Raw genomic sequence first — 17006 nt, 5'->3', positions numbered from 1 at the left:
TTTCTTCAGGTGAACAAGGGCTGCCAGCCCGCTTCAATGCGGGGAAGGCTCACTTCTTCTCAACCTGCTGGACGAATTCACCATCGAAGCGAATGGTGACCACATCCCCCACATAATTCTCGGCCTGCCCGAAATCGGAGCGCTTGAAGGTGCCCTCGGCTGCAAAGCCCACTGCGGGAACCTTCAGGAAGGGATGGCTTTCGATTTCACCGAGGAAGGTGGCCTTCATCGTCACCGGCCTGGTCACGCCAAGGAAGGTGAGGTTGCCGGTGACATCCGCCGTGGTGGCGCTGGTCGGCTCGACCTTGGTGGAGGTGAAGGAAATCTGCGGGAACTTGTCGGCGTTCAGATAAGCCGGGTTGCGGCTGATATCCTCGGCGAAGCTCCCATAAGGGCTATCCTTGTGCATGGCCTTGTAGTCTGCCGGGAAAGCCACCTGAACCGAGCGCGGATCTGCCGTGAAGGTGATGGAGGATTCCGAAAGCTTGGCCGGGTCCAGCTTCAGCGTCGCGGAAACCTTCTCGAAGCGGCCCGTATAGTTGGAAATGCCATTGTGCCGGAAGGACCACAGCAGCGCGGCATGGGTCGGGTCCAGCTCATAAGTTCCCGCAGGCACATTCACCTTCCCCGCAGAGACCTGGGCGGGCGCTTCCGCAAGGGCGGGCGCAGTGAAGGCGAGGGCGGAGAAAGTTGAAATCGTTCCAACGAGGGCTGCGGGAAGGATATGGCGTGGATTCATCTTGTCTGGTCCGTTCTGTCTGTATCCGCTGTGTTGCGCGATACTAAGCACAGCCATTCGTGACCACAAAGGGGCGAAGCTGCAAACGCAGCCTGCGATTTTGCAAGATCATAGGAATTACAGAAGGCATGCATGCCGCAGGGCAGGGCATGCCGCTCCTCAGGCCCGCCCATACCCTTCAGGCCGGCTCATGCCTTGAAGGGGGCCATGCCTTCGCGCGCCAGCTCATCAGCCCGCTCATTTTCCGGGTGGCCGGCATGGCCTTTCACCCAGTGCCACTCGATCTTGTGGCGCTGGATGGCCAGATCCAGCGCTTCCCACAGATCCTGGTTTTTCACGGGCTTCTTGTCAGCGGTGCGCCAGCCATTGCGCTTCCAGCCGTGCATCCATTTGGTCACGCCATTGCGCAGATATTCGCTATCGGTGTGGAGATCGACAGCACAGGGCTCTTTGAGGGCTTCCAGCGCGCGGATGGCGGCGGTCAGCTCCATGCGGTTGTTGGTGGTTTCACCTTCGCCGCCCTTCAGGTCCTTTTCATGTGGCCCGAAGCGCAGCAACGCCCCCCAGCCGCCCGGACCGGGATTGCCCGAACAGGCACCATCGGTAAAGATTTCAACCTGTTTCATGCGTTGAGGCCATAATCCCGCGCATGATCTGCGGCCTGATGAAAGCGCAGCTTGCGCAGATATTCCAGCGGATCCTTCGGGCGCACCAGCGCGCCGGGCGGCACATTCAGCCAGTCCACCAGCCGGGTCAGCAGAAAGCGCAGTGCCGCACCGCGCGCCAGAACGGGCAGGGCATTGGCCTCTTCGGTGGTGAAGGGGCGCAGCTGCTGGTAGGCCGCGAGCAAGGCGCGGCCCTTGGTGATATTGAACGCGCCATCCGCCTCGAAGCACCAGGCATTCAGGCAGATTGCCACGTCATAGGCCAGAAAATCGGTGCAGGCGAAGTAGAAGTCGATGATGCCGGACAGATGATCATTCAGGAAGAAGGCATTGTCCGGGAAAAGATCGGCATGGATCACCCCTTCCGGCAGTCCTCGGGGCCATGCATGTTCCAGAAAATCGAGATTCTGCATCAGGGTCGCGGAAAGGCCGGGGGAGACACCGTCCGCCTGTGCAAGGGTCATGTCCACAAGCGCCCGCCAGCCCGGCACGGAAAGGGCATTGGCCCGGCTGCCGCTGAAGTCTGCCCCGGCCAGATGAAGCTGCGCCAGCCCGCGCCCCAGTTCCGCGCAATGGTGGGCGGTGGGGCGGCGCACAGAAAGGCCGGGCAGGAAGGTGACAATGGCGGCCGGCCGGCCGGCCAGTTCGCCCAGCATTGCACCCGTGCGGGTGGCCACGGGCTGCGGGCAGGAAATGCCATGCTGCGCCAGATGCTGCATCAGCCCCACGAAGAAAGGCAGGTCATCACGCTCCACCCGCTTTTCATAGAGGGTGAGAATGAAGCTGGCCTGCGTTGTCTGCAGCAGGAAATTGGAATTCTCCACCCCTTCGGCAATGCCATGGAAGGAGGTGAGGGCTCCAATGTCATAATCGGCGAGAAAATCGGCGATCTGCGCGGCCGAGAGGTCTGTATAAACGGCCAATGTCTTACTCCGCTGCGTCTGAGCGCAGGGCACGGGGCAGGGGGAAGAAGACCTTCTCCTCGGCTGTCGTCGCAATCTCCACCGCGGTGTCATAACGCTCGGAGAAGGCGGAGACGATTTCATCCACCAGCACTTCCGGGGCAGAGGCGCCGGCGGTGATGCCAAGGGTGGTGATGCCGGAGAACACGGTCCAGTCGATCTCGCTGGCGCGCTGGAGCAGAACCGCCCGGTCGCATCCGGCCCGCTCCGCCGCTTCACGCAGGCGCTGGGAGTTGGAGGAATTGGGTGCGCCCACCACGATCATGGCATCCACCTGCGGGGCCACCTGCTTCACGGCCTCCTGCCGGTTGGTGGTGGCGTAGCAGATGTCTTCCTTGTGCGGGGCGCTCAGATTGGGGAAGCGGGAGCGCAGGATCTCGACCATTTCCGCAGTGTCATCCACGGAAAGGGTGGTCTGGGTCACATAGGCCAGATCATCGCATGCGGGCGGGTTGATGGTGCGCGCATCTTCCGGCGTTTCCACCAGCGTGATGGTGCCGGGGGGAAGCTGGCCCATGGTGCCCACCACTTCGGGGTGCCCATTATGGCCGATGAGCAGAATGTGACGCCCCTTGCGGTGATGGATTTCCGCCTCGCGATGCACCTTGGTGACGAGCGGGCAGGTGGCGTCGATGGCGAACATGCGCCGTTCGGCGGCATCGGCGGGCACGGATTTGGGCACGCCATGGGCGGAGAAGATGACCGGTGCATTGGTGTCCGGCACTTCATCCAGCTCTTCCACAAAGATGGCGCCCTTCTTCTTCAGGCTGTCCACCACGAACTTGTTATGCACGATCTCGTGCCGCACATAGACAGGCGCGCCATAGCGGCGCAGCGCCTCTTCCACGGCATCGATGGCGCGCACCACGCCGGCGCAGAAGCCGCGCGGGGCGCACAGAAGGATGCGGAGAGGCGGTTTGGCGGCGTCCATGGCGCGAATATCCGGTTGCGACATGTGGGCAGATGGGGCGGACAGGCGGCGCGTGTCAAGCGAGCCCCATGCATAATGCCCCCTCTTCCTGCTTCATAAAAGGCCAAAGGCGGCATTTGCATGTGAAGGCAAGGGCGATTATGTTGATTCCATTCAGGACATCGCGATGATTTGCGCGGTCCGCCCTCCGGGGGGAGGGCGACGCTGCAAGCACGCACCTTTCCGCGACGCGCTGCGTCTCCATCTTCAAGCCCGAAGAGGCTGACATGTCGAATACACCTTTGATGCCGAAGGCCACTGCTGTCTGGCTGGTGGATAACACGGCGCTCACATTCGAGCAGATCGGTGACTTCTGCAAACTCCACCCGCTTGAGGTGAAGGGCATCGCCGATGGTGAAGTCGCACAGGGAATCAAGGGGCTGGACCCCATCTCCTCCGGCCAGCTCTCGCGCGATGAGATCGACCGGGCGGAGAATGACCCCAACCGTCGCCTGAAGCTTCTGGAATCCAAGGTGCGCCTGCCGGAGACGAAAAAGCGTCGCGGCCCGCGCTACACGCCGGTTTCCCGCCGTCAGGACCGTCCGAACGCCATTCTGTGGCTGCTGCGCAGCCATCCCGAGCTGAAGGATGCACAGATCATCCGCCTCGTGGGCACCACCAAGAACACCATCCAGTCGATCCGGGACCGGAGCCACTGGAACTCCCCGCATTTGACCCCGATGGACCCGGTGACACTGGGCCTGTGCAGCCAGATCGATCTGGATCTGGAAGTCCAGCGCTCCGCCAAGGACCGCCCGGCCGCGCTGGCGGAAGAGGGACGCGGCGAAACCCTGCTCTCGACCGATCTCACCACCGGTGCGGATGCGGCCGAGGAAGAGGCCGGCCATGGCCGCGCCTCCTCGCTGGATCTGGAGACCGTGTTCGCCAAGCTCGGCGGCTCCCGCAAGGGCGAGGAAGAGGAGCAGGAGGACTGATCCGGTTGTCCTGATCCGTCTCCCCGCCTGTTTTCCAGACGCGGTGAAGAAGAGCATGCAGCGGACGCCTTCGGGCGTCCGTTTCCGTTTTTGGCCCTTTTGAAGGCATGTGGCTGTGGGTGTCGGCAGGCTTGAGGGGCGTTTTTCTGAAATTTGGCCTCGCAATCGCCGGGGTGATGGGCCATATAATCAGAGAACTGCCGTAGGGTCAGGGTGCCTGAACGGCGCATATGGAGGAGCGGTATGGGACGCAGCAGGTGGTTTCTGGCGATGTTCGCCATTGTCAGCGCGGTAACTCTGGTCGCGGTGGATCAGGCGGAGGCGCGGCGTGGCGGCTCATTCGGAAGCCGTGGTTCGCGCACCTATCAGGCTCCGCCCTCCACCACCACAGCGCCGCAGACTGCGCCGATCCAGCGCTCCACCACGCCACAGGCGCAGCCCGGGCCGCAGAATCGCGCGGCGCAGGGTGCGCAGCAGGCGCGTCCTTCCATGTTCGGCGGCGGTCTGGCTGGTGGCCTGATGCGCGGCCTCATGCTCGGCGGTCTCATCGGCCTGCTGATGGGCGGTGGCTTCGGCGGTCTGGCGGGCATGCTGGGTCTGCTGGTGCAGGGGGCGTTGCTGGCGCTGGTGGTCTATCTCGTCATCCGCTTCTTCCGTCGTCCGCAGCCGGCGGCCGCGGGTGGTGCAAACGCCATGGGCCGCATGAGCGGCGGTTTCCCCGGCGGCGGAACGGGCAATGGCATGGGCGCAGGTATGGGGGCTGGTATGGGTGGCGGAAATTCCGCGCCGAACCCCGCACGTGGTCCGGCCTATGCTCCGGCCCCGGCAGCCGCGGCACCGCGTCGTTCCGGCAAGCCGGATGAAATCGGCCTTGCTGCCGAGGATTATGACAGCTTCGAGAATCTGCTCTCCACTATCCTGACGGCCTATGGCCGCGAGGATCAGGGCACGCTCAAGCAGCACACCACGAATGAGGTCTTCGCCTATTTCGCGGATGATCTGCGGGCCAATGCGGAGCAGGGCGTGCGCAACGAGGTTTCCGGCGTCCAGATGCTTCAGGGTGATCTGGCCGAAGCCTGGCGTGAGGGCCCGCTGGATTATGCGACAGTGGCCATCCGCTTCTCCAGCCTCGACCGCAAGGTGGATCGCAATACCGGACAATATGTCTCGGGTGACCAGCAGCCGGGCGAGAGCACGGAACTGTGGACCTTCGTGCGTGAAAATCGCGGTCCATGGCGACTGAGCGCCATTCAGGGCGCGTGATCGGAACTGTCCGGCTCTTTGAAAAGGCCCCTGCCATCCGGCAGGGGCTTTTTTGTTTCAGCAGGTCTTCCGTCGGAGAGTTCTCTCGATTGCGCCTTCAATCGATCCAGAGCTTGGATCCGTGTTTTGCGCCCACTCATCCTTTTTAAGAGCTGACCCGGTGTCCCCGCGCGTACTCCGTCTGGGCTCCCGGAGAAGGGGCCCTTCCCGGAAGCCAACATGGCAAACAGCCATCATGGCAAGGATCGGTCGCACCCGGACCGGCATCGCCAATGCTGTTCAAGAGGGCAGGGCGAAGAAGGCGGGAGGTGACACATCTCCATCTCAAATATGCGGATTTCCGGGGCCAGGTCTCTTGCTCTGCATCGCCGGGAACACCCGCTCGGATAGGAAATCCACCAGCGCCCGGACCTTCGGCGAGGGATGCTTGCTCGCTGGCCACAGCACATGAAACACGCCATTGCGCTCCACATGGTCGGCCAGGATCGATACCAGCCGGCCATCGGCCAATGGCTCGCGGATGGCGAAGTCCGGCAGATAGGCAATTCCGAGACCTTGCAGCGCAAAGCACATGCGGGTCTCGATATTGTTGCAGATCATCGAGGTGGGCAGTTGCAATTCGGGCGTGCCGGGTGCTTGCCGCAGCGCCCATGTCTCCAGCTTGCCGCTGTTGGGAAAGCGATAGTGCAGGCAGATGTGCTGGTTCAGATCGGCGGGCGTCACGGGGGTGCCCCGGCGGGCGAGATAATCCGGCGAGGCCACCAGCCGTATCTGAAAGGTGCCCAGACGACGGGCCGAGAGGCGTGAGTCGGCTGGCTCGCCCGTACGCACCACGGCATCGAAGCCCTCCTCGACCACATCGACCATCCGGTCGGTGAAGTCCAGATCCAGCTGGATCTCGGGGTAGGCGCGCATGAATTCGCCGAGCACCGGCAGCACCAGCGAGCTCACCAGCGGCAGGCTCACCCGCAGGCGCCCGCGCGGTGCGGCGCTGGCTTGCGACAGTTCCAGCTCCGCGGCCTCGATCTCGGCGAGGATACGGCGGCAGCGCTCCAGAAAAAGCGTGCCCTCGGCGGTGAGGGTGACGCTGCGTGTGCTGCGATGGAACAGGCGCACCCCCAGCTTTTCTTCCAGCCGCGCCACGCTCTTGCCAATGGCGGAGGCCGATACGCCCAGCAGCCGGCCGGCGGCAACGAAGCTGCGCGTTTCTGCAACCTGCACGAACACCACGAAGCCATTGAGGCTGTCCATGATCCGCACTCCTCATGATTGCGGACATTTTATTCCGCACATCAAGGAACTCCAGCCTACTTTTTCTTCAATCGAGGGGTTTCTATCGTCGAGGCATTGCCCATTGTATTCGAGGCGCTTGCCATGACGCGTTCCATAGCCCTCCTGAGACAGGGGAGACCGCCCGCGCCCCTATCCGACCGCATCCAGACTGTTGTGCAGCGCGCACTGGAGGGCCGGCGTCTGGTCGGTGCCGTCATCCTGCTCGCCCGTGATGGTGAGGTGATCCACCAGCAGGCCGCCGGTTTCGCAGACCGCGAAAGCGCCCAGCCAATGACCCTGCAGACGGTGTTTCGGCTGGCATCGGTGAGCAAGCCCATCGTTTCTACAGCCGCGCTGGTTCTGGTGGCGCAGGGGCGGCTCGGGCTGGATGACGATATCACCCGTTGGCTGCCCGAATTCCGGCCCCGGCTGGCCGATGGCAGGCCGGCGCGTATTACCGCACGGCAGTTGCTCAGCCATATGGCAGGTCTTGGCTACCGTTTCCTTGAGGCTGATGCGGATGGCCCCTATGCGCGGGCCGGCATCTCGGACGGCATGGATGCCTCCAGCATCAGTCTGGAGGAGAATCTGCGCCGTCTGGCCAATGTGCCGCTGCTTTATGAACCGGGCACGGCCTGGGGCTACTCGCTGGCAACCGACGTGCTCGGCGCGCTGGTCGCGCGCATCCATGGCACGCCGCTGGATGAGGCCGTGCACCGGCTGGTGACTGGCCCTCTGGGCATGGCCGATACCGGCTTTTTCACCGCCGATCCCCAGCGTGTCGCCACCGCCTATGTCAATGATACGCCACAGCCACACCGGTTGGCCGAGGGGGAGAGGGTTCCGCCTTTCGAGGGGACGATCGGCATTGCCTACAGTCCGGCGCGCATTTTCAATCCCCGTGCCTTTCCTTCAGGAGGCGCGGGAATGGCGGGCACGGCCGGGGATGTCCTGCGCCTGCTGGAAACCCTGCGTCAGGGGGGCGGCTCGCTCCTTCCGGGCGCACTCACCGCCGAGATGGGCCGAGACCAGACCGGAGGGCGGGACCTGCCCGATGCACCGGGTTTCGGCTTCGGTCTGGGTTTTTCGGTGCTGCGCGACCCCCGGCTCGCGGCGACGCCGGAATCGGTCGGGACATGGCGCTGGGGTGGGGCCTACGGCCATTCCTGGTTTGTGGACCGGGCGCAGGGCCTGAGCATGGTCGCCTTCACCAACACGCTTTACGAGGGCATGTGCGGCCGCTTCGTCACCGATCTGCGCGATGCGGTCTATGGCGTGCCGGAGGTGCGGCCATGACAGCGGCATCGCCACGGACACGTATCACCCATGCGCTGCATCCGCTGGGTGCGGCATGCCTGATCGGGGCCCATCGTCTGGTGGAATGCGGCAGCTTTCCCGGCCAGGTGGCGGCCCCCTGCATGGCGGACATCACACAGCCCGCGCGGGAGGGCAGATCATGAGCACCGTTTCCCAGAACCGCCTGCCATGGGCCGCACTGCTGGCATTGGCGATGGCCGCGTTCATCACCATCCTGACCGAAGCGCTGCCGGCCGGTATACTGCCCCAGATGGCGCAGGGGCTGGCGGTGTCCGAGGCCTGGATTGGCCAGACGGTCACCATCTATGCCATCGGTTCACTGGTGGCGGCCATTCCGCTGACCGCCGCCACGCAAAGCCTGCGCCGCCGCCCCTTGCTGCTGGCGGCCATTGCGGGCTTTGTTGTCGCCAATACCGTCACCACGTTTTCCGGCAGCTATGCCCTGACCATGGTGGCGCGCTTTCTGGCGGGTGTGTCGGCCGGGCTGTTGTGGGCGCTGCTGGCGGGCTATGCCGCGCGCATGGTGCCCGAACATCAGAAGGGCCGGGCTATCGCCATTGCCATGGTCGGCACGCCACTGGCGCTGTCTCTGGGCGTGCCGGCCGGGACTTTTCTGGGCCATCTGGTGGGCTGGCGGATGTGCTTCGGCATCATGAGCGTGCTCGCGCTGGTGCTCATGGTGTGGGCGCGCATCTGCCTGCCGGACTTTGCCGGGCAGGCACCAGGCCGGCGTCTGTCTCCGGGGCAGGTATTCACCGTGCCCGGCGTGCGCCCGGTGCTGTTCGTGGTGCTGGCCTTCGTGCTGGCGCACAACATTCTCTATACCTATATCGCGCCATTCCTCTCGGCGGCGGGCATGGCGGAGCGAACGGATCTGGTCTTGCTGGTGTTCGGCATCGCATCCCTGCTGGGCATCTGGATCATCGGCGTGCTGATTGACCAATATCTGCGTGCGCTGACACTTGCCTGCACGGTCGTGTTTGGGCTGGCCGCGCTGGCGCTCGGTGTGGCGGGCGATGCATCAGCTGTGGTGTATGTGGCGGTGGCCGCCTGGGGGCTGGCATTTGGCGGCGTGGCGACCCTGTTCCAGACGGCACTGGCCAAAACGGCTGGAGAGGCTGCGGATATCGCGCAGTCCATGCTGGTCACCGCCTGGAACATGGCGATTGCCGGGGGCGGCATCGTCGGGGGGCTGCTGCTCGAACGGCTGGGTGCCGGCGCATTCGCACCGGCCCTGCTGGGATTGCTGGCGGCAACGCTGGTGGTGGTGTGGGCCGCCCGTCAGCATGGCTTCCCCGCCCCGGCACGAACGGACGGCGCATGCCCGGCAATGGCTGAGCGGCAGAAGGAGGCATGCCCGTAAACGATACCGGGCCTGTCCGTCCTGTATGCTGCTGGATTGGCCGGGGCGGCATTCCGCCCGCCGGGGTCCAGCGCCGTGGCATCAATATGGTACAGGCCCGTTGTCTGGTTTCGCTGTTCGCGGGCGTGGCCTGCCTCGCTGCTCTCCACTTGCCGCTACGCCACCGCAGGCTTGCGGGCGAGATAGATTGATGTGACGAATTTTCGGCGAACATGCCCGCCGAACTCCACATCAGCAATCCGTTCAATCTCCGCCAGAAAGCGGCGGCGCTCTGCCTCCGGCAGGCGGGCAACGGGTGAGAAGGTTGCTGTCAGACCGACAACCTGGCGCGTTGTCAGTATCGGCGCCCACCGGATTTCCTCATGGGCGGGATGTTGGAAGCCCGCCGCACGCAGCTCGGCCATCCGGGCCTCCTTGTCGAGCGCGAAAGGTCGGCTGGAGGCATGGGAGGGGCTGCGGCTCAAGGGCTGGAAAAGTGACTGGGTTTGGCGCTGGAATGCATCCATGTCATCCGGATCACCAAAGACAGTCCACCACATGGCCCACCAGCCACCGGGCCGCAAAAGCTGAAACACCTTGGCCAGCGCGCGGTCCGGCTGAAGCCAGTGCAGGGCCATTGCGGCAATGCCGAGGTCAAAACTGGCGGCAGGCAGCACAGCCTCCTCGAAGGTGGATTGTATGACGCTCAATGCCGGGCCATATGCCTCCAAACGATGGCCCAGCAAGGTGGCGAGCCGCGCATCCGGCTCTATGGCGGTCATCTTGCAGCCCAAGGCGAGCAGTGGTGTGGTCGCCTGTCCGGTTCCCGCCCCGATTTCGAACACCCGGGCGTTTTGCGAAGCTGCGCTACAAGCGCGCAGAATGTCATAAACGCGCGCCGGATAGTCCGGCCTTGCATCTAGATAGCCTTGGCTGTCTGTTCCGAATGCGGTGCGGCCTTCTTCGAGTGGAATCAAGTCCGACACGGCTTCCTCTTTGCTTTGCTTGGCTTGCGAGGCTGAGGGTGCCAGCATACAGGGCTGGGGCTGGCGGCTATATGAACCTTCCCCATTTTGCCGGGCTGTTGAAGTTTTTTGCCCAGAAAATCTATGTGATGCTGAAGATGTGCAAGAAAGCGAATGTCTCCGCCATATCGGTTTTACGATTGGCGCTGTGCGTTCCAGCCCTTCTGGGTGCTGGGGCGACGGCATATGCCGGGAGCGAATACACGGTTCGGCAAACAGGGGACAACGCATCCGCTCTGGAAATCACATTCTCACTTCCGCCGGGTGTCCCGGCCCGAAGGCTTGCCGCGCGCGGTGTGGCCTGGGGGCTTCAAGAGCAAGTGGAATCGCCGCGCTGTGCGGGAGAAGCGGCACCGCTCGTCAAGGATAGCGAGGGGCACTGGATCGTGCCGCCCGGCTGCCGGCATGTGAGCTGGACGGTCAGACCGCTGGCCATGCAAGACGGCACGGCCGATGTTTCTGCCCAGACCACCATGTCGCTGGCGCAGTCGACATGGGTTCTGCTCTCCGAACCGACATCGCTCTTGCGCATGGTGGAAGACAGCCCGGGGCAAGGCAGCCTGCGGCCGAATGATCTGCGCACAGGACTGATCGGCGCCACTCCCGCGGCGACGGGAGGATGGAGAGTCCCGGCTGAGAGCAATGCCCCGGAATTCTTCGTGGTGGGGACGCCTGAAATCGAGGAGCAGCGGGTTGGTGACTTCACCATCCGCTATGTGGCGGATGATTGGCCGCGCGTGCATCGTCTGGGCTTGATGCCGTCGCACGCCCGGGCGCTGCGTGACCTGACGCAGATTGTCTATGCCGATGCGCCGGTGCCAGAGAGTGACCGGTCATTGCTGGTCGTCTGGATCGGTGTCGATGCCCGGCATGGCCATGCCGGAGGGGCGGCCGGGAGCAGGAGCTTTCTCGCCAATTATCTGATCGGCGAAAACGAGAATGCGCCCGACCATCTGGCCACGGCATTCATGATACTCGCCCACGAGCAGTTCCATCAGCTGGCAGATGCCCGGCGTGGTGAACGGCCCGCACTGCCGGCGTGGATCAATGAAAGCATTGCCCAGTATTATGGGCTGCGGGCGATGCAAAGTGCGATCCACGATCCTGTTGCGGCCGAAAAACTGACACAGCGCTTCATTGATCCAGACAGGAATGTTGAACAGCAATTCATCGGAAGCGAGACACTCTTTGCCACGGACAGGCCCCGCGCGCTGGATCTGGCATATCGTCAGGGCGCAACCTTCTGGGCCGAGCTGGACCGGGCCCTGCGCGTTGCCTCGGATGGAACCAGCTCTCTGGATGAATACATTCCTGACCTGCTGCAAATGGAGTTCGCCGAAGACGGCTCGCTCCCCGCAGCCTTTCTGGAACAGCTGCGCGGCTGGAACGACGAGCGCATCGTGCAGGTCATCGTGAAATATGTGGGTGCTGTAGATGGCGCGAGGATGTCTGGTGCGAGAACGTCTGGCGATTGAGCATTCGGCATCAAGCTGGATGCAGGGGGGCAGGCTGGTGACCAGCCATGTTCCGCACCGCATCCTGGCCGCCGGCCGCGCCGTGCTGCAGGCCATGTGGTGGATTGCCAAACGCGGGACCACACCGGTCAATACTGCGTCTGCCTATTGGAGACCCTCGGCAGGATCAGCTTGCCCTGTGAGAGGTGACCGCCCACAAGGCCCCCTCATTTCACGCTGCCGATCTCGCGGTCGGCCTCCGCGCCCTCCAGCATCAGCGTGGTTTCCTCAATGCGCGCGAAACGCCCCTGGGCATCCAGTTCCGCGAACAGATACACCTCCTGCACGACTTTAGATCCATCCTTCTTGGTCACATGCACATGGTGGCGGTCTGCATAACGGTTGCCATCGCGCAGCTCGTCCAGCACCTCGATGCGGGCCGATGCCACCACTTCACGCAATTTGCGCGCATGGCATGCGAAAGCTGCGCGATCATCCCACCGCCCATTGGTGCGCTGCCGGTAATCGGGGCTGAAATGACGATCCAGCACATCTTCCAAAGGACATTGCTGCTGGTTGAGGAGGTCATCCAAAGCAGAGCGGATATTGGTCATTTGCACGTCCCATCTTCCTCGCGGCGCGGCGAAGGGATGACTATAAGCCGGCCTGAGTGGCGTTTTTACGATATGAACGACGTTCAACCTCTCTGGCACCAGATGGGCCGGCCCGGATGATGTCAGCGGAACGAGATGCCGCCATCGCAGTCCGTTCCGGCGGGCTTTGGAGGGGCTCCGCATGAGACGGGCGGTCGCGGCACAAAAACCACATGCTGCAGGACGCCGCCTTTTGTGGACACGCAAAAAGCGATAAGTCTGCACGCATGACAGATACCTCCCTTTCGGCGCAGTCCGCCTCCCGCTCCTGTGTGCCGGATCCGGTGATCGGCGCACAGCCCGTGCTTTCCGTCCGCAACCTCTCCAAGGTCTACAAGACAGGCCATCGCGCCCTGAAAGAGATCTCGCTCGATATTCACAAGGGGGAGATCTTTGCACTGCTGGGGCCGAACGGGGCAGGCAAGACCACGCTCATCTCCATCATCTGCGGGCTGGTGAATGCCTCCAACGGCACGGTGACCGTGGCGGGGCAGGATACGGTGGTGGATTATCGCGCCGCCCGCAGCCGCATCGGCCTCGTGCCGCAGGAACTGACGACGGATGCGTTCGAGACGGTGTGGGATACCACAAGCTTCTCGCGCGGCCTGTTCGGCAAGCCGGCCAATCCCGCCCATATCGAGAAAGTGCTGCGTGCGCTCTCCCTGTGGGAGAAGAAGGATGCGCGCATTCGCACCCTTTCCGGCGGCATGAAGCGGCGTGTGCTGATTGCCAAGGCACTGGCGCATGAGCCGGAGGTGCTGTTTCTGGATGAGCCCTCCGCCGGCGTGGATGTGGAACTGCGCCGCGATATGTGGGAGCTGGTGCGCCGCCTGCGGGAGGAAGGCACCACCATCATCCTCACCACCCATTATATCGAGGAGGCCGAGGAAATGGCCGATCGGGTTGGGGTGATCCGTCGCGGGGAGCTGATCCTTGTCGAGGACAAGGTGGAGCTGATGCGCAAGCTGGGCCAAAAGCGGCTGACCATGGATCTTGCCGCCCCTCTGGCCGCCCTGCCGCCCACCATCGCGGCCCATGGCGTGAAGCTGGAGGAGGGCGGACAGCAGCTCACCTATATCTATGACACGCGCATGGAGAGGTCTCCCGGCGCGGCCATTGCGGCCCTGCTGGCCACGCTCTCGGCGGAGGGCATCATCTTTGATGACCTGCATACAGAGCAAAGCTCGCTGGAAGATATTTTCGTCAGCCTTGTGAGGCCCGCACCGTGAATTTTCGTGCCATTTATGCCCTGTACCGTTTCGAGATGGCGCGCGCCTTGCGCACGGTGGGCCAGAGCATCATTTCCCCGGTTCTCTCCACGGCCCTGTATTTCGTGGTGTTCGGCTCGGCCATTGGCGGGCGGATGCAGGATATTGACGGCGTCGCCTATGGCGCCTTCATCGTGCCGGGCCTGATGATGATGACGCTGCTCACCCAGTCCATCGCCAATGCCTCCTTCGCCATCTATTTCCCGCGCTTTACCGGCACGATTTACGAAGTGCTCTCCGCGCCCATCTCGTCTTTCGAGATCGTCGCCGGTTATGTGGGGGCGGCGGCGACCAAATCTGTCGTGGTGGGCCTCATCATTCTGGGCACGGCATCGTTCTTTGTGCCGCTCCAGATCCAGCATCCCCTGTTCATGCTGGGCTTTCTGGTGCTCACCGCCATCACCTTTTCCCTGTTCGGCTTCATTCTGGGGATCTGGGCCGACGGGTTCGAGCGGTTGCAGATCGTGCCGATGCTGGTGGTGATGCCGCTGACATTTCTCGGCGGCACCTTCTATTCCATAGACATGCTGCCGCCGGTATGGCGCACCATCTCGCTGTTCAATCCGGTGGTGTATCTGGTCTCCGGCTTCCGCTGGAGCTTCTTTGGGTCTTCCGACATCTCCATGGGCGTCAGCTTCGGCATGACGCTGCTGTTCCTCGTCATCTGCCTTGGCGTGGTGGCATGGATCTTCCGCACCGGCTATCGTCTGAAGAGCTGAGATTGCCCATTCAGGAGAGAAACATGACGCAAGGCCTGTCCCGCCCCGGTTACAAGGCGTTTGTGGATGGCGCGCCGGAAATCTATGCCGGCCTCTCCGCCCTCACGCGGGCGGTGGATGCCTCCGGGCTTGAAAAAGGGCTGACCGAACTGGTGAAGCTGCGGGTCTCGCAGATCAATGCCTGTGCCTTCTGCCTCAAGTTCCATCTCGGGCTGGCCCGCAAGTCCGGCGTTCCGCAGGACAAGCTGGACCTGCTGCCGGCATGGGCGGATGCCGGTATCTTCTCGGAACGGGAACAGGCGGCGCTTGCCTATGCCGAGGCGCTGACGCTGCTGGATGGCGATTCCGCTTCCGATGAACTGTGGGAAGGGCTGCGGTCGCAATTCTCGGAGGAGGAGGCGGTGCATCTCACTGTCACCATCGCCGCCATCAATGCGTGGAACCGTATCGGTATCGGGCTGCGGTTCGCGCCGCCGGCCTGAGTGCCGGTGCTGCGCCCCTTGTGGAAAGGGGCGCTTTCCTCACGGCTTGCGGGCAACCAGATCCACGAGGGCGGAGAGGCCATCATGGCCTTCGCCCTCCTGAATCCGCGCATCATGGCTGCGCAGTTCCTCGATGATGAAATCGCTGAAGGCCTCGCGCAGAAGCTCTTCCGTATAGAGGTTTTCAGGCTGTGATGGCCCGCCCGTGCGATATTCGAGCTGTTTGGGGCCATATCCCTCCAGAATGAAGAGCCCGCCGGGACGCAGGGCTTTCTTCACGCCCTCGAACATGCGGCTGCGCTCATCCGGCGCAAAAAACTGGATGAAGATGCCGACAATCACGTCATAGGCATTTTCCGGCCAGGGCCATTCCAGCAGGTCCGCCTGCTCGATTTCCAGAGCTACACCGTGCTTTGCGGCCAGAGCGCGGGCCTTGTCCTGCGCCACGGCGGAACTGTCGGTGGCATGTACATCCAGCCCCTGCCGGGCAAGCCACACCCCATTGCGCCCCTCACCATCGGCAATGCACAGGACGCGCATGCCGGCTTTCAGGCGATGCGCCTGCGCCTTCAGAAAGGCGTTTGGCTCCTCGCCGAAGAGGTAGGTCTCGCGATTGTAGCGGTCATCCCAGAACTGCGACATGTGGCCTCCAGATGAGAAAAGGCAGGGGGTTGCGTCACATCGCCTGTGGTGGAGCGGCTGGCGGCTTGATCGAGGTCAAGCTTTCTTTGTATTGGAACGATATAAAGAATGATATCAAACAGGAGTCGGACGATTATGTTTCAGATCGGGATGCTCGTTTGGAGCATATTGTCGGTCACTTTTGCAGGCATGCTCATCCTGGTGGTGCTGATTGTGCCTGAACTGACCCCTACGGACGACATGAGCGCGATTCCGATCGCCGCCGCCATCGGGGCCGTGCTGGCCATCCCCGCCGCCTATTTCGTGGCCAGGAAGGTCTATGCCATGACCGCCGGGCGCGAGGTCAAGGGCACGCGGGACTGAGCCACTCCGGTTCCGTACCTCATTCGGAAAGCTGATAGCGCAGCGCCAGCCTTATTTCGTGCGTCCCGAGCGTATCGATGCGGGCCGTTTCGAAAAAGCCTGGATAATCGGGCGAGCCGAGACTGATATAGCGATAGCCGAGATCCACGCTCCAGCGTGAGTCCACCGCATAAGACACGCCCGCCGCCAACGCCCAGGCAAAGCGGGTGTCGTTCCTGTTGGCCGGCGGCATCAGGTTCGCGTTCAGCCGCGTTGCCGCAATGCCAAGGCCAGCGCCCACATAGGGCGTGAAATTGTAAATGGTTGGCAGATCCAGATAGAGATTTGCCAGTGCCACGGTTGCATGGGTATCAAATGCGGCAAAGGACGGGCCGGAGCGCCCGAGCGCGAGATAGTCGACACTCGCCTCCACCCGCACCCAGTCGGTAAAGCGATAGCCAAGGCCACCGCCAACAGACCAGCCGGATGAGCCCACCCCTTTCGCAAGCGGTGTTTTATCCATGGTCAGGCGGTTGGCGTGCGGCATGAGATAACCGCCGCCGCCGCGCAGATACCAGCCCCTGCCCACCTCATCATCATCGCCCACTTCTGGCGGGGTGAGTGAGAAGTCTCCCTCATGGCCCAGCATGTCAGGCATCTCCTCTTCCGCCAGAACAGGGGCAGAGGGCAGGGTGCAGAAAACGGCTGTAGCCAGAATGCTGGCCCTTATGCCGGAGAAACGCCACATACGAGCAACCCGTGTCGTCATCAAACATCATTGATGGGAAACGTTGCACGAGAAGGTTTAAGGGGCACTTAACCCTGATGAGCGGTTAAGTCCGGCAGGGGCGCTTCATTCTTCATGCACCCTGTTTGGGGGCGGCGGGGCGTGCGCGTGGCCCTGAATGTGTGGCCATGAATGTCTTGCGTGCGTCGTCAAGCTGGTCCAGCAATCG

General features: G+C 63.0%; 19 protein-coding genes. 10 read left to right on the top strand and 9 right to left on the bottom strand.

Going from position 1 to position 17006, the window contains the following annotated elements; genetic code table 11:
• Positions 1-49 precede the first annotated feature (49 nt).
• The 4 genes from ACT6QG_RS11695 to ispH all read right to left on the bottom strand — a co-directional run bounded on the left by ACT6QG_RS11695 (position 50) and on the right by ispH (position 3297).
• Positions 50-739, bottom strand: a complete 690-nt coding sequence (locus ACT6QG_RS11695; RefSeq protein ID WP_444977738.1) for a YceI family protein — start codon at positions 737-739, stop codon at positions 50-52.
• Positions 740-927: 188 nt separating this feature from the next.
• Positions 928-1365 (bottom strand): ribonuclease HI, encoded by a 438-nt coding sequence (gene rnhA, locus ACT6QG_RS11690; RefSeq protein WP_444977737.1) that lies wholly within the window; start codon positions 1363-1365, stop codon positions 928-930.
• Complete coding sequence (locus tag ACT6QG_RS11685; protein WP_444977736.1) at positions 1362-2327, bottom strand: homoserine kinase; 966 nt, start codon at positions 2325-2327, stop codon at positions 1362-1364. Before ACT6QG_RS11685 ends, rnhA begins: the two co-directional genes overlap by 4 nt.
• 4 nt (positions 2328-2331) lie before the next feature.
• Entirely contained in the window at positions 2332-3297 is a 966-nt protein-coding gene (gene ispH / locus ACT6QG_RS11680; RefSeq protein WP_444977735.1) for a 4-hydroxy-3-methylbut-2-enyl diphosphate reductase, read from the bottom strand.
• Between the two features lie 266 nt (positions 3298-3563).
• Between ispH and ACT6QG_RS11675 the strand changes: the two genes are divergently transcribed.
• Both ACT6QG_RS11675 and ACT6QG_RS11670 read left to right on the top strand, forming a co-directional pair.
• Complete coding sequence (locus ACT6QG_RS11675; protein WP_444977734.1) at positions 3564-4271, top strand: DUF1013 domain-containing protein; 708 nt, start codon at positions 3564-3566, stop codon at positions 4269-4271.
• A 243-nt stretch (positions 4272-4514) separates the two neighbouring features.
• The gene (locus ACT6QG_RS11670) at positions 4515-5534 is read left to right on the top strand and encodes a TIM44-like domain-containing protein (protein WP_444977733.1); all 1020 of its coding nucleotides are present in this window, start codon (positions 4515-4517) and stop codon (positions 5532-5534) included.
• Between the two features lie 324 nt (positions 5535-5858).
• On the opposite strand, the gene ACT6QG_RS11665 is transcribed toward ACT6QG_RS11670, so the two are convergent.
• A complete protein-coding gene (locus tag ACT6QG_RS11665) occupies positions 5859-6785 on the bottom strand; it encodes a LysR family transcriptional regulator (protein ID WP_444977732.1) in 927 nt (308 codons plus the stop codon).
• 123 nt (positions 6786-6908) lie between these two features.
• Between ACT6QG_RS11665 and ACT6QG_RS11660 the strand changes: the two genes are divergently transcribed.
• Genes ACT6QG_RS11660 through ACT6QG_RS11650 form a run of 3 tightly spaced genes read left to right on the top strand, consistent with a single transcriptional unit; the run spans position 6909 to position 9486 of the window.
• Positions 6909-8102, top strand: a complete 1194-nt coding sequence (locus tag ACT6QG_RS11660) for a serine hydrolase domain-containing protein (RefSeq protein ID WP_444977731.1) — start codon at positions 6909-6911, stop codon at positions 8100-8102.
• Entirely contained in the window at positions 8099-8266 is a 168-nt protein-coding gene (locus ACT6QG_RS11655; RefSeq protein ID WP_444977730.1) for a hypothetical protein, read from the top strand. Before ACT6QG_RS11660 ends, ACT6QG_RS11655 begins: the two co-directional genes overlap by 4 nt.
• Positions 8263-9486, top strand: a complete 1224-nt coding sequence (locus ACT6QG_RS11650; protein ID WP_444977729.1) for an MFS transporter — start codon at positions 8263-8265, stop codon at positions 9484-9486. Before ACT6QG_RS11655 ends, ACT6QG_RS11650 begins: the two co-directional genes overlap by 4 nt.
• Positions 9487-9641: 155 nt before the next feature.
• Here the strand turns inward: ACT6QG_RS11650 and ACT6QG_RS11645 are convergent, their stop codons facing one another.
• On the bottom strand, positions 9642-10451 hold the full coding sequence (locus ACT6QG_RS11645) for a class I SAM-dependent methyltransferase (RefSeq protein ID WP_444977728.1): 810 nt from the start codon (positions 10449-10451) through the stop codon (positions 9642-9644).
• Here ACT6QG_RS11645 and ACT6QG_RS11640 point away from each other — a divergent pair.
• Positions 10412-11965, top strand: a complete 1554-nt coding sequence (locus ACT6QG_RS11640; protein WP_444977727.1) for a hypothetical protein — start codon at positions 10412-10414, stop codon at positions 11963-11965. The two genes, ACT6QG_RS11645 and ACT6QG_RS11640, sit on opposite strands and share 40 nt — an antisense overlap.
• Before the next feature lie 206 nt (positions 11966-12171).
• Here the strand turns inward: ACT6QG_RS11640 and ACT6QG_RS11635 are convergent, their stop codons facing one another.
• Positions 12172-12558, bottom strand: coding sequence for a nuclear transport factor 2 family protein (locus ACT6QG_RS11635; RefSeq protein ID WP_444977726.1), 387 nt, complete (start codon positions 12556-12558; stop codon positions 12172-12174).
• 266 nt (positions 12559-12824) lie between these two features.
• Here ACT6QG_RS11635 and ACT6QG_RS11630 point away from each other — a divergent pair, with 266 nt between their 5' ends.
• From ACT6QG_RS11630 to ACT6QG_RS11620, 3 genes are read left to right on the top strand one after another with little or no spacing between them, the layout of a single operon-like run.
• On the top strand, positions 12825-13826 hold the full coding sequence (locus ACT6QG_RS11630) for an ABC transporter ATP-binding protein (RefSeq protein WP_444977725.1): 1002 nt from the start codon (positions 12825-12827) through the stop codon (positions 13824-13826).
• The gene (locus tag ACT6QG_RS11625; RefSeq protein WP_444977724.1) at positions 13823-14584 is read left to right on the top strand and encodes an ABC transporter permease; all 762 of its coding nucleotides are present in this window, start codon (positions 13823-13825) and stop codon (positions 14582-14584) included. The genes ACT6QG_RS11630 and ACT6QG_RS11625 overlap by 4 nt, the downstream gene beginning before the upstream one ends.
• A 23-nt stretch (positions 14585-14607) precedes the next feature.
• Positions 14608-15066 (top strand): carboxymuconolactone decarboxylase family protein, encoded by a 459-nt coding sequence (locus ACT6QG_RS11620; protein ID WP_444977723.1) that lies wholly within the window; start codon positions 14608-14610, stop codon positions 15064-15066.
• A 39-nt stretch (positions 15067-15105) separates the two neighbouring features.
• Here the strand turns inward: ACT6QG_RS11620 and ACT6QG_RS11615 are convergent, their stop codons facing one another.
• Complete coding sequence (locus ACT6QG_RS11615; protein ID WP_444977722.1) at positions 15106-15708, bottom strand: SAM-dependent methyltransferase; 603 nt, start codon at positions 15706-15708, stop codon at positions 15106-15108.
• 135 nt (positions 15709-15843) lie between these two features.
• Between ACT6QG_RS11615 and ACT6QG_RS11610 the strand changes: the two genes are divergently transcribed.
• The gene (locus ACT6QG_RS11610) at positions 15844-16071 is read left to right on the top strand and encodes a hypothetical protein (protein WP_444977721.1); all 228 of its coding nucleotides are present in this window, start codon (positions 15844-15846) and stop codon (positions 16069-16071) included.
• A gap of 19 nt (positions 16072-16090) precedes the next feature.
• Here ACT6QG_RS11610 and ACT6QG_RS11605 read toward each other — a convergent pair whose 3' ends face one another.
• The gene (locus ACT6QG_RS11605) at positions 16091-16819 is read right to left on the bottom strand and encodes an outer membrane protein (protein ID WP_444977720.1); all 729 of its coding nucleotides are present in this window, start codon (positions 16817-16819) and stop codon (positions 16091-16093) included.
• Positions 16820-17006 lie beyond the last annotated feature (187 nt).

It is taken from the genome of Haloleucobacter ellipsoideus, assembly GCF_052491725.1.
The sequence above is the reverse complement of the archived record's forward strand: the minus strand, read 5'-3'. Positions and strand labels throughout refer to the sequence as shown.

Bases quoted from the DNA above. Each gene is read 5' to 3' on its own strand.
- ACT6QG_RS11620 (WP_444977723.1), top strand. From the start codon at position 14,608: ATGACGCAAGGCCTGTCCCGCCCCGGTTACAAGGCGTTTGTGGATGGC.
- rnhA (WP_444977737.1), bottom strand. From the start codon at position 1,365: ATGAAACAGGTTGAAATCTTTACCGATGGTGCCTGTTCGGGCAATCCC.
- ACT6QG_RS11610 (WP_444977721.1), top strand. From the start codon at position 15,844: ATGTTTCAGATCGGGATGCTCGTTTGGAGCATATTGTCGGTCACTTTT.
- ACT6QG_RS11640 (WP_444977727.1), top strand. From the start codon at position 10,412: ATGCGGTGCGGCCTTCTTCGAGTGGAATCAAGTCCGACACGGCTTCCT.
- ACT6QG_RS11695 (WP_444977738.1), bottom strand. From the start codon at position 739: ATGAATCCACGCCATATCCTTCCCGCAGCCCTCGTTGGAACGATTTCA.
- ACT6QG_RS11615 (WP_444977722.1), bottom strand. From the start codon at position 15,708: ATGTCGCAGTTCTGGGATGACCGCTACAATCGCGAGACCTACCTCTTC.
- ACT6QG_RS11665 (WP_444977732.1), bottom strand. From the start codon at position 6,785: ATGGACAGCCTCAATGGCTTCGTGGTGTTCGTGCAGGTTGCAGAAACG.
- ACT6QG_RS11670 (WP_444977733.1), top strand. From the start codon at position 4,515: ATGGGACGCAGCAGGTGGTTTCTGGCGATGTTCGCCATTGTCAGCGCG.
- ACT6QG_RS11650 (WP_444977729.1), top strand. From the start codon at position 8,263: ATGAGCACCGTTTCCCAGAACCGCCTGCCATGGGCCGCACTGCTGGCA.
- ispH (WP_444977735.1), bottom strand. From the start codon at position 3,297: ATGGACGCCGCCAAACCGCCTCTCCGCATCCTTCTGTGCGCCCCGCGC.
- ACT6QG_RS11655 (WP_444977730.1), top strand. From the start codon at position 8,099: ATGACAGCGGCATCGCCACGGACACGTATCACCCATGCGCTGCATCCG.
- ACT6QG_RS11635 (WP_444977726.1), bottom strand. From the start codon at position 12,558: ATGACCAATATCCGCTCTGCTTTGGATGACCTCCTCAACCAGCAGCAA.
- ACT6QG_RS11630 (WP_444977725.1), top strand. From the start codon at position 12,825: ATGACAGATACCTCCCTTTCGGCGCAGTCCGCCTCCCGCTCCTGTGTG.
- ACT6QG_RS11605 (WP_444977720.1), bottom strand. From the start codon at position 16,819: ATGACGACACGGGTTGCTCGTATGTGGCGTTTCTCCGGCATAAGGGCC.
- ACT6QG_RS11660 (WP_444977731.1), top strand. From the start codon at position 6,909: ATGACGCGTTCCATAGCCCTCCTGAGACAGGGGAGACCGCCCGCGCCC.
- ACT6QG_RS11675 (WP_444977734.1), top strand. From the start codon at position 3,564: ATGTCGAATACACCTTTGATGCCGAAGGCCACTGCTGTCTGGCTGGTG.